A 10078-nucleotide genomic window follows, 5' to 3' on the forward strand; every position below is an offset into this window, starting at 1 on the left:
GTTGAGGCTTTGTGCGACATCGGAATGTTCTTCACCCAAAAGTTTGCGCCGCATTGCCAAAGCTTCGATAAACAAAGGTTCGGCTTCGCTGTATTTGCCTTGGTCGCAGTATAGTCCTGCCAAAAAGTTGAGGCTTTGTGCGACATCGGAATGCTCTTCACCCAAGAGTTTGCGCCGCATTGCCAAAGCTTCGATAAACAAAGGTTCGGCTTCGCTGTATCTGCCTTGGTCACGGTATAGTGCGGCTAGATTTTTGAGGCTTTGTGTAAAATAAGGGTGTCTTTCCCCTCGAAAACGCTGATCTAATTCTAAAGCCCGCAGACACAAGGGTTCGGCTTCGCTGTATCTGTTTTGGAAAAAGTATAGTGCTGCTAGATTGGTAAGGCTATCAGTAAGTAAAGGATGCTCTGCTCCTAATAGCTTTTCATTGAGTTTTAATGCTTGTTTGTATCGAGCTTCTGCTTCACTATATTTCCCTTGGGATCTGTAGAGTAACCCTAAGTTGTTAAGGGTTTTTGCAACATTGAGATGTTCTTCTTCTAAAAAGCGTTGATCTAGTTCTAAAACTTTCAAAAACAGAGGTTCTGCTTCTTGATATTTTCCTTGAAATCGGTAGAGTAATGCCAGGTTGTTCAGTACATTAGCAACCTTGAGATGTTCTTCCCCTGGCATTTTATGCAAGATTTCTAAAGCTTTTTGATATAGTGGTTCTGCTTTATCATAAAGTTTTTGTTCTCTGTAGAGTTCTGCCAAACCGTTGAGGCTATTGGCAACATTGGGATGTTCTTCGCCCAGCAATTTGCGTTGTAGTTCCAAAGCTTTTTTGTAAGAGAGTTCAGCTTCGTGATATACGCCTTGGTCTTTGTAGAGTGTTGCCAGACTGGTAAGGCTAGTGGCAACATTGGGATGTTCTTCTCCCAAGCGTTGTTTAGTAATTTCTAAACAACGCTTATACCAAGGTTCAGCCTCAGTATATAATCCTTGACTATCGTAAAATCGAGCGTTATCAAAAAATACAGCAAGTAAATCATCATCGCTGACATACTCAATGAGATGATTCGCTACTTCTGCTAAATGAGGTATAGCTGGGGCAACATCTTTAATTTGCTCAAGTGTGGGAATATTAGGAAATTTTTGAGAAACTTTTACCGTTACCGCACAAACCGAACGCTTAAATTCTTCTGCCTGTTCTAAATCTATAAGCTTATATTGGAAAAACTCTCGCAATAGTGGATGAAGTTGATACAATCCCTCACCCTTATACTGGAGTAGATGCAACTGTAACAACTCACGTCTGGCTTCTTTCCAATCTTGAGCCTTATTGTTTATTGTTATACGCTCCACTAAATCCCAAGGAATGGGAGCTTGGGCAAATAAACTTAGAAGACAACCTAAACTTTGAGTGTTTTCTCGCAACCGTTGCCAACTCAAGTCAAAAGCATCAGCAACACCAAATTTAACAGCCTTTTCTTGTGGAACTTCTTCTAAAGCCTTATGCTTCAAACGTTTCTTTTCTAAGTATTGCAGCATTTCTGCTAGAGATAACTCCTCATCAATTGACAAAAAACGCCCAACTAATTCCAAACCCAAGGGCAAATATCCCAACCACTGACAAAGTTTTTCTGCAACTAACTTTTCACGTTGTAGTCGTTTCTCACCAATTATTGATTCTAATAACTGCATTGCCTCTAGTGGTGTCAGCACATCTAAATCCAATCGCTCTATTGGCAGCTGTAATTTTTCGCGCGTGGTAATTAACTGCTTAAACCGGGAAGGAAAAGACTCTAAATAACACCTGACTTCCTCTCTATAGTTAGTGACGTTATCAATTACCAGTAGAACATCACCCTGATTCCATTTTTCTAAACAGAAATGGACTTTCCCTACCAAATCTAAATCATCTGGCGGGTTTAATTGCATCTTATTACGCGCAAACTGCACCAGTTGCACCCCTACATCTTGCAGTGCAGACAACCAGCAAATTCCGCCTCGATAAGCAATGCGCTGCGAATAGGCATATTGCAAAGCTAGTTCTGTTTTTCCAACTCCACCCATCCCTGCGATCGCTGCAATTGCTACCTGCTGATTTTCCTGTAACAGCTGATGGAGCTTTTGCAACTCCGTTTCACGTCCAACGAATTTCACTACATCACAAAAGGGAAGATTATGATGAATTTCTTTTGTTGGTTGAGTATGGGGAATACCGTTATATTTTGCTGTTAGGTAAGCCTTTAATTTTTCAAACTTTCTTCTGCATTTAGGATCTTTTAAATCAGGACAATTCACGGCGAACTTCTTGTACACCTCAGTCATGCGCTTCTTAAAAACAGCAACTTCGATGTTTAAGCGTTTTGCGATTTCTTGTTCACTCTCACTTGAGTTTTGAGCCTGCAACCTGATTAAAAATGCTGCTTTTTGCTCCCAGGTTAACTCATGAGTATCTGCTTGTTGTTTTAAAAACTCATCCCATTGCATAGACAGCATCAGAAAATCTACTTACCTTCTACTTATGTTCTACTTTATCTCTATTTCTTGGGAATTTACGGTGTTGGAAGCCAGAAATACTATGAAATCAGTGAAATTCGCTTAGGTTCACATTATGAAAACTGTTCTCGCCAACTCTACTAATTCTCAAGTATCTACCCAAACCTCACAGTTAGTTCCCTCATCTTCCTCAGTCATTGAACAACCCTCTGCTTGGATGAGGGAAGGTAATAGTGCTACTGAAATTATCCTCGCAGCAGCCATTTTAACTTCTGTGTTGATGGCAGGAGTTGCAGGTGTAATTACGGCAATGACTGGGTTAATCAAAACTGTAGCACCAGAAGCGGTGAATCAAACCAGCCGAAAAACAAAATAATTTAGCACCATAGTTAGCCAAGAAATTTATTTCTTGGCTAATAGCTCAAGTTTACAATTTGGATATTTATGTCTTTATCTTCTTGAGGTAATGAATAGAAAAACACATTTAGAATTAGATGTACATAGTCTATGGATGAATGCCCTACATTGCTCAAAAATCCAAAGCAGAGATAGCGTTTTGCTTCTGCTTCTCAGTTACCCCCAAATAACGCTCCAACGCTGCCAAAGTCCGATGCCCCGATATCTCCTGTATGTGGCGCAACGGTATCCCCGCATCGCTCATCCTGGTTAACGCAGTCCTCCTGAAGCTGTGGGTACTAACGCCCTCAATGCCCAGCCGCACACAGGTATCTCTGAGAATTTTATCAGCACTGACCTTGTGGATATGTCCCAACCCATGCCGATCACGCACAGAAAAAAATCTAGTAAATTAAGTAACAGGTGATCCCCTTTATGGTGTCGGGTTAGACAAATTTACAGGTTCAGCCTCTTTCCATACAGCCTCAAACTGCTCTACAAAGAAACCATACCAGTAATTATCATCTTTCCTAGTTAACTCAAATGTTGCACGTGCTTCATTAGGAATACGAAAATTTAATAATCGTGCAAACATACGACCACTTATAAGGTGATGATCAAAGCAAACAATAGTGCAACAAGGCAAATAGTTTACGCACCTCACTTCTAGACTTCCAGAATAATTTTTTTTAGAAAGGGTTAGCAACCTAGATATATTTGTCTCCAAAGTAGAGTTTAACTCATCTACATTTGAATCTCTGCTACGAAATGCCGCCATTTCAACAACTTGACTAGCAGGCTTCATAAGTAAGAATTTAATTTCTAGCCCATTCTCAAGACCATACTCGATATCATCTTTTAGCAGAGGGATGGTTCTTGTAAAGTTCAGACCCCAGAAAAAAGCTTTCCGGGAAGTGCGTATAGACTTTTTTAGCTCAGTTCTATCGTACTCTCGACCAAAAAACTTATCTGCAAGATGATCTAATTTTTCAATTCGAGATACAGCATCTTGTAGTTTTTTGTTCTCTTGACGACTTACTAGCAAACCAGTTGTTACTAATGCTAAAACTGCCAGAATTGCGGACATTACAATGTTTTGACTGGCGGAACCAGTGATTCCCAAAACTGCAATTATGATTGCAATTCCAATTGTAATATAAGCATCAATGTTTTGCCCTGAACGAATATCCTGCCAGACGTTTTGGAGAAGTTTCATTACTTGTTTTCAAAGTTTGATGTGAAAATTCACTTGCTAGAATGCTGAAGAAAAATATAACAGCCCTCAAATCTGCATTTATGGTTTTCTGGCTTCCTGGTTTTCTGGTTCTCCAAATTTTTGGATGAGTGCCTCAACAATAACTGAGGTTACAGTAATCCCTTGCTCTTTAGCTTTAGACATCCAGTACCGACGTTGGGATATAGGGACTTTGACACACAGATTAACCATCTGCTCAATTTCTACTAAACCAGAACTCTGGTTTTCTGTATTTATGGTTTTATGGTTCTCTGGTTGTGTTTCTCTGGCTTTTTTAATCAAATCTCCGTACTTGCTCATTTCAAAATCTCCATAACTTCTTTACCAAGTGCAAGGTAATCCGCCCAAGCTGTTTTTAAACGCGAGTCGTCTACATCACGAATGGGGACACCGGCCATTGCTGCTTTCTCAAAACCCACAGTTCGCCGGATCATCGACTGAAATACGGGGATGCCTCCATTCAACAAATCCTGACGCAGTGTTTCGCCTTCTCTGCTGGGATAGGGAGGAACAATAGTAAGCAAGCAGCGATAGTTTGTCTCACCCAAATCTTTCACCATTAAGAGCATTGGCTCAAGGCTCACAATGTCCGGTTTTGTGGGCAATATGAGAAGGTCGCACCCCTTGGCTAATTCCTTTAAATCATCCGAGTCAGGTCTAGCTGGGGTATCGATGACCACAAACTGAGCATCAGCAATTACCTTTAAGGCTTGGCGTTCGTCCACAGCAGGGAAAGGGAATGACCCGCGTTTTGACCACGCCAGGGCGGTACGGTTCTGGTCGCCATCTACAAGAACTGTTTTACCAAGTTCACTAAAGAAGGTTGCAAGATGCACTGCTGTAGTGCTTTTTCCGACTCCTCCCTTGTATCCTGTGATAGTAACAATTTTCTTAAGACTGTCCATATTTCTGGTAAACCATAAGTCTGGTTTTCTGGTTATTTGGTTTTCTGGTTTGGTCTACATCATACTCATGAATGTACAGCAGTCACGTATATTTGTAGCCTACTCTTCCTGAGAACAAGCTAAGGGCATATATTTAGTGCTTCTACTATATCAGTATTAAATTAATGGAAGCTTTACCCGATAATTGGGCAGATATTCAGCCTGATACTGTATATTTTTCAATCAGTGGTCTGCTAGTTTCATTTGCAAGTGAACAAATAAAGCTGGGATTAAAATATGATCAGAAAGGGAAACATTTAAAAGCCATTGAAAAAGGGCTTGTACCCCCTCGCGGTAATGTTGGGTTGGTGGCTTCCCAGGAATCCGGCTACGAGTTGAAATCTAAAGTCTTAGGTAAAGGTGGCGACCGCCGATTTCATGCAAAATTTATTGATGGTGTCTTACATTTCCCTGGTTTGGTAACAGAACATTAAACCCACGTAATTATGACAAGACTGGAATTAAAAAATCATCAAGTCTGGCGAGATTTAACTGAAATCTTAGAAAATTTAGATGCTAACATTCTTGTTCAAGAACATCTTAACCAATGTGATTATAAAGTGTGCGGTTACTGGGATGAACAAGATGAATATTATGAAACAATTACGTTGCCTCGTCCCCTAAAAACAGAATTAGTTAGCAGTTCTATTGGTGTTACTCACACTGAACGTTTTTTACAACTAAAGTTTTCACTTATAGCTAATGTGGGTGATGCTACACAAACATCAAATAATCACACTCAAAAGATTGGTGAATTAGTTCTTGTTTATGATGAAAATCTAGAATTTGTTGATGAGAATTGGTTGTTAGACGTAGATTCTCCAATGATTGAGATAAGTTGAAATACAAATTGTGCAGCAGCCTGCTGCATTAATTAATTTATTGATTTTGCATTAATTTAATTAGCCAATTAAGCAACAAGTAAGAAACACCACCTATATTAAATTAATAATTGGCTCAATGTAAGCATTAAGAGTACTTCGACTGCGTACCTTTCTTGCTCGGTCGATCTTAAGTATTTTAGAAAACACTTGAGTATATTTATATGTTTATGCCAGAACATAATGATATGAAAATCTTCATATCATTATGTTCTAATTACTAGAGGCTGCTTTGTTGCTCTGTTTGGCTAAAGTTTTTGGTATTAGAGAACTTTAGCCTATCTGTGAGTTTGTGTTACCTCTTATGAGAGCCAAATTGGTAATTTTGTTTATTTTTGTGGGATGGCTCTTGAGTGTCTGCCAGCAGTTGCACCATCTTATCGATAGATAATAAGATGCTGGCTGCTTTATTTAACAGTGGTTGAGAGGGGTCAAAGCAGGTAGAGACTGCTACACAGATTGCAATTAAGAGTTTGAGTCCCTTACTTAGTTGTTTTTGCTGTATTTTCATGTTTTTGATTTAGTAAGTTGACATAGCAAACCCTGCCCTGAATTACTTGTTTGAGGTTCAGAGCAGGGTATTGCTGAGGAGAAAAACTATTGAAAGCTAAAAACTAAACTGCCTTTAGCCTTCACATTTATCGCTGCGGATGCAGCAGGAAATGTACATTTATACATTTGTGTAAAAGCTAGGCTATTTTGCTCAGACCCACGCTAGGCTAAGATTATGGCTATTTACTTCTTTCGAGTCAGAATCATTCATCGCCAACGCGGGCCTACCGTGCTGTTTGCTGCTGCTTACCGAACAGGGACTCGATTAACACATTTTTACGAAAAAGGAAAAGTAGCAGACTATCGGTACAGAAAAAAAGCTTTTCATTCGGAAATTCTTGCTCCACCGGGCGTTCCAGTGTGGGTTTATGATCGCTCAAGACTGTGGAGCGAGGTGGAACGAAAAGAAGAGCGTAAAGATGCTCAACTAGCAAGAGAGTTACAGATTGCTGTACCCGTTGAATTGACAGACGCTCAACAGATCAAGCTCGTTCGTGATTTTGTTCAAGAGCAGTGCGTTGCTTATGGAATGGTTGCAGACATTGCGATTCGTAGACCATCAAAAAGCAGCGATTCTCGTAATATTCATGCTCACGTCTTGCTAACAACCCGTAACATAGATGGCGACGGCTTTCAATTGAAGAATCGGGATTGGAATAGTCTTACTCGTTTAAATGAATGGCGACGACAGTGGGCCATTTATACAAACCGAGCGTTGGAGGCTGCTGGTGTAAGCACTCGCATCGATCACCGCACCCTAGAAGAGCAGAAAGCGGCTCCAGAGTCAGCACCGCATACAGGAAAAACGATAAATAAACATTCTGCACGGCCCACCCCTCAACGTAAACGTAAGGCTTCATCTCAGCCAACTGATTTTAATTATGTTAATAGAAGAATTGAATACCTAGAGCGACAACTAGCCTTGTTACGAGATCAAGTTAAGTTTATGCGCCAACAAGAGAATCACCCTCAGCAAAGAGAAGATAATTTAGATGAGCTAAGTGATTCTTTCCTTATTGAGGATGAATAGGGGATTGAGTCGATATCTGTCTAAAAACCTGCGCTTCGGGCTTGCGAAGGCTTGATTCTTCGTTGTAAGTAGAAGATGGCTTCTACTTAAAACCCAATCACCGAAACCGCCTTCCGCTTCTGCTCTGGCGTAACCTCCAGATAACGCTGCAACGTCCCCAGGTCGCTGTGGCCAGAGATTTCTTGAATAGTCCTCAAAGGTATCCCCGCGCTTGACATCTGCGTGAGGGCAGTTCGCCTAAACGAATGGGTGCTGACTCCTTCTACTCCAATCCGGGAGCAGGCATCCCGTAAAATCTTGTCTGCCATGAATCGGGTCAGACGTTCAGTTACACCACGCATACCTGGGAATATTGCCCCTGGTTTGGGTTGGTATTCGTCAAGAATTGCTGCCAGCCCTGGTGGGATGTCCACAATCCGGGTTTTATGCTTACCTTTGGTGGTAGACTTGCGGAAAGTGATAGCACCAGATTTGATATCAGTCGTCTGGAGTGCTAATGCTTCTGATACGCGACAACCAGTGAAAAGGCAGATGCCAAACAGAGCGCGATCGCGTGGGGTTAGTAATCCCTCGGTGAATAATCGCTTCAATTCCTCTTGGCTTAATATCTTGCCTTGTCCGTTGCCGTCTACTTTCATTTTTCTCTTCTCTCTGGAATTACACGTTTGTCACATAACGTGTAACTAGTGACCAAAAGTATTGTATCTTCGTTGGGGACACGAAAGCGACAACGAGCGCTCAAATCCAACTTATCAATGAAAACCGCTACAACCCGCATGATACCGTTGGCTGATAAAACCTCCTTATGATTGCAGCACGTTAACCATCATCCGGTATAATCCGCTCACGGCTTGCTAGTCAATCTATTCCCCTACCAATGCTAATGCGTGATTGATCACGCGGTCAGATAAATACATCCCACACTGGCGCAATTGTTCTAAAACTGGGCGTGCCGCCGGAATTACCCCTCGTTGTTTTGCAGTAATCACAATACCTAATGTCCCCCGTACCGGAATTCCCAAAGTTGCAGCACAACGACGGGCGGCTAAATCATCCAGAATTACTTCTGTGCCAGGATTTGCATACCCCCACGCCAATACAGCTGATTCACCTAGACCTAAATCCCAATTAAGAATCACATTTGGGACTGGTGGTGTTTCTTGTACAACCAACCAATCGGTATTGTTGAGTGCAACTGCTGTTACGTCTGTTTCCCCATACTCCCTAATTTCTGTGGCCACTGCCGATGGAACAATAATTGATGGGCTAATGAGGCGCAACAAATCGACAAACCCGCCCTTGGTCAAAAAAATTAGTGGTGATGTGTTGATAGCAGGCAGTTCAGCCACGGTTTAACTCGCTCTGCAAATCATCAAAGTCTACAGCAAAGACATCCACTTGTTCACGGGCGAGGACAGCGAGAAAGTCTCGGCGGTTTAACCCAGCAACGTTGGCTGCTTTCTCCATTGAGATTTCCTGCTTCTGATACCAGTAGATAGCAGCAGCAAGGCGCATATCTTGCACAAATTCTTCTGGACTTAGGCGACGGGCGCTAAACACGGATTCTGGCAAGTTAATCGTCACTGACGACATAGTTTATGTCCTAAATGGCTTTGGCTGTTGAAGCGGCATTAATTAATGATATCAACCATTGCTTTAGACGCTGCTATAAGTCTGTTTCTCCTTCAACCAAAGGGGGCTTTTTTTTCGGAATTGGCTTGGGTGGAGGATTGCTACGCTCTCCATTTCCTCCAATATAATCTTTCTTAGATGGTCGCAGCCCTTGGTGCTTATTCTTTTTGGACTCTTGCTGGACTGTGGCTTTATCTTGTTTAGAGGCTTTGAGAAATTTGGGTGCAGTCTCTTGGGGTGGTGCAGTGAGTGCCACAAAACCCCATACATTACGCCCTGGTAGAAATCTTGCCTTCAGGGTGACAAATACTGGATGTCCTAGCTGTTCTTTAGGAACTTTGGGATTAAATCTAAAGGGACGAACAGGTGCATCTTTCCAAAGCAAAGGTAGATGACTGGACTTCATGAATTTCACCTTCTGGGCTGGTTCAGCCTGCTTAATATATTCCAGTCTTTCAGAACTAAAGTTGCGGAACACAGAGACGCAGGGAGTTTGACAGACCGGAATAAACTGCCACAGTCCTGAGAACTTAAACTCCAAGTCTTCTAAATCTCTTGAGACTACCTCTTGGAATCGCCCTCTATCAAAGCCTACTAGCTGAAAACCGATTTGATGCGGTTGCTCTTTTTTCGGGAAATGAATTACCTTTGGATAAACTACTAAACGTTGAGTACGGTTGCCAGTAGTTTCTATTTCTTTCTTGAGAGCTTGAAATACTCTCAGTTTTCGCCCAATGTAGAATAGTGGGTATTGATTTCGACCAATAGTCACAGTGCTAATGCCCTCTGACTTTAGGTTTACCTCCCCTGTAATTACGCCAACCGCTTGAAATATCGCTCCTGACGCTAAGTGAGCGTCTACTTGTGATGCTGTTTCAGGATTGACTTGCTCATCATCCGTTGG

13 protein-coding genes and 1 pseudogene are annotated in these 10078 nt (G+C 41.7%); 4 read left to right on the forward strand and 10 right to left on the reverse strand.

Annotated elements, in window-relative coordinates; translation table 11 throughout:
• Window positions 1-2484: tetratricopeptide repeat protein (locus H6G14_RS31850; protein WP_190572824.1), on the reverse strand; the 2484-nt coding region annotated here is incomplete at its 3' end.
• Window positions 2485-2599: 115 nt separating this feature from the next.
• Here H6G14_RS31850 and H6G14_RS31855 point away from each other — a divergent pair.
• On the forward strand, window positions 2600-2860 hold the full coding sequence (locus tag H6G14_RS31855) for a hypothetical protein (RefSeq protein WP_190572826.1): 261 nt from the start codon (window positions 2600-2602) through the stop codon (window positions 2858-2860).
• A 153-nt stretch (window positions 2861-3013) separates the two neighbouring features.
• Here H6G14_RS31855 and H6G14_RS31860 read toward each other — a convergent pair.
• The 4 genes and pseudogenes from H6G14_RS31860 to H6G14_RS31875 form a co-directional block, all read right to left on the reverse strand.
• Window positions 3014-3253 (reverse strand): annotated as a pseudogene (locus H6G14_RS31860) (tyrosine-type recombinase/integrase); the annotation flags it as partial.
• A 60-nt stretch (window positions 3254-3313) separates the two neighbouring features.
• Window positions 3314-4096: a hypothetical protein gene (locus H6G14_RS31865; protein ID WP_190572837.1), complete on the reverse strand. Its 783-nt coding sequence runs from the start codon at window positions 4094-4096 to the stop codon at window positions 3314-3316.
• A gap of 78 nt (window positions 4097-4174) precedes the next feature.
• Complete coding sequence (locus H6G14_RS31870; protein ID WP_190572839.1) at window positions 4175-4435, reverse strand: hypothetical protein; 261 nt, start codon at window positions 4433-4435, stop codon at window positions 4175-4177.
• The gene (locus H6G14_RS31875; protein ID WP_190572841.1) at window positions 4432-5040 is read right to left on the reverse strand and encodes a ParA family protein; all 609 of its coding nucleotides are present in this window, start codon (window positions 5038-5040) and stop codon (window positions 4432-4434) included. The genes H6G14_RS31870 and H6G14_RS31875 overlap by 4 nt, the downstream gene beginning before the upstream one ends.
• Window positions 5041-5204: 164 nt before the next feature.
• Here H6G14_RS31875 and H6G14_RS31880 point away from each other — a divergent pair, with 164 nt between their 5' ends.
• Both H6G14_RS31880 and H6G14_RS31885 read left to right on the forward strand, forming a co-directional pair.
• A complete protein-coding gene (locus H6G14_RS31880; RefSeq protein WP_190572843.1) occupies window positions 5205-5513 on the forward strand; it encodes a hypothetical protein in 309 nt (102 codons plus the stop codon).
• A gap of 12 nt (window positions 5514-5525) precedes the next feature.
• Window positions 5526-5921: a hypothetical protein gene (locus tag H6G14_RS31885; protein ID WP_190572845.1), complete on the forward strand. Its 396-nt coding sequence runs from the start codon at window positions 5526-5528 to the stop codon at window positions 5919-5921.
• Between the two features lie 334 nt (window positions 5922-6255).
• Here the strand turns inward: H6G14_RS31885 and H6G14_RS31890 are convergent, their stop codons facing one another.
• The gene (locus H6G14_RS31890; RefSeq protein ID WP_190572847.1) at window positions 6256-6471 is read right to left on the reverse strand and encodes a hypothetical protein; all 216 of its coding nucleotides are present in this window, start codon (window positions 6469-6471) and stop codon (window positions 6256-6258) included.
• A gap of 216 nt (window positions 6472-6687) precedes the next feature.
• Between H6G14_RS31890 and mobQ the strand changes: the two genes are divergently transcribed.
• Window positions 6688-7542, forward strand: coding sequence for a MobQ family relaxase (gene mobQ / locus H6G14_RS31895; protein WP_190572849.1), 855 nt, complete (start codon window positions 6688-6690; stop codon window positions 7540-7542).
• A gap of 86 nt (window positions 7543-7628) precedes the next feature.
• Here the strand turns inward: mobQ and H6G14_RS31900 are convergent, their stop codons facing one another.
• The 4 genes from H6G14_RS31900 to H6G14_RS31915 all read right to left on the reverse strand — a co-directional run.
• Window positions 7629-8180 (reverse strand): tyrosine-type recombinase/integrase, encoded by a 552-nt coding sequence (locus H6G14_RS31900; protein WP_190572851.1) that lies wholly within the window; start codon window positions 8178-8180, stop codon window positions 7629-7631.
• 225 nt (window positions 8181-8405) lie between these two features.
• Window positions 8406-8891, reverse strand: coding sequence for a PIN domain-containing protein (locus tag H6G14_RS31905; RefSeq protein WP_190572854.1), 486 nt, complete (start codon window positions 8889-8891; stop codon window positions 8406-8408).
• Entirely contained in the window at window positions 8884-9135 is a 252-nt protein-coding gene (locus tag H6G14_RS31910; protein WP_190572856.1) for a UPF0175 family protein, read from the reverse strand. The genes H6G14_RS31905 and H6G14_RS31910 overlap by 8 nt, the downstream gene beginning before the upstream one ends.
• 73 nt (window positions 9136-9208) lie before the next feature.
• A partial coding sequence (locus tag H6G14_RS31915; RefSeq protein ID WP_190572858.1) for a hypothetical protein occupies window positions 9209-10078 on the reverse strand: 870 nt, incomplete at its 5' end.

This window comes from Nostoc parmelioides FACHB-3921 (assembly GCF_014696625.1).
Lineage (GTDB): Bacteria > Cyanobacteriota > Cyanobacteriia > Cyanobacteriales > Nostocaceae > Trichormus > Trichormus parmelioides.

Excerpts from the sequence above, each read along its gene's own strand:
- H6G14_RS31855 (WP_190572826.1), top strand. The coding sequence starts at position 2,600 with ATGAAAACTGTTCTCGCCAACTCTACTAATTCTCAAGTATCTACCCAA.
- H6G14_RS31865 (WP_190572837.1), bottom strand. The coding sequence starts at position 4,096 with ATGAAACTTCTCCAAAACGTCTGGCAGGATATTCGTTCAGGGCAAAAC.
- H6G14_RS31870 (WP_190572839.1), bottom strand. The coding sequence starts at position 4,435 with ATGAGCAAGTACGGAGATTTGATTAAAAAAGCCAGAGAAACACAACCA.
- H6G14_RS31875 (WP_190572841.1), bottom strand. The coding sequence starts at position 5,040 with ATGGACAGTCTTAAGAAAATTGTTACTATCACAGGATACAAGGGAGGA.
- H6G14_RS31880 (WP_190572843.1), top strand. The coding sequence starts at position 5,205 with ATGGAAGCTTTACCCGATAATTGGGCAGATATTCAGCCTGATACTGTA.
- H6G14_RS31885 (WP_190572845.1), top strand. The coding sequence starts at position 5,526 with ATGACAAGACTGGAATTAAAAAATCATCAAGTCTGGCGAGATTTAACT.
- H6G14_RS31890 (WP_190572847.1), bottom strand. The coding sequence starts at position 6,471 with ATGAAAATACAGCAAAAACAACTAAGTAAGGGACTCAAACTCTTAATT.
- mobQ (WP_190572849.1), top strand. The coding sequence starts at position 6,688 with ATGGCTATTTACTTCTTTCGAGTCAGAATCATTCATCGCCAACGCGGG.
- H6G14_RS31900 (WP_190572851.1), bottom strand. The coding sequence starts at position 8,180 with ATGAAAGTAGACGGCAACGGACAAGGCAAGATATTAAGCCAAGAGGAA.
- H6G14_RS31910 (WP_190572856.1), bottom strand. The coding sequence starts at position 9,135 with ATGTCGTCAGTGACGATTAACTTGCCAGAATCCGTGTTTAGCGCCCGT.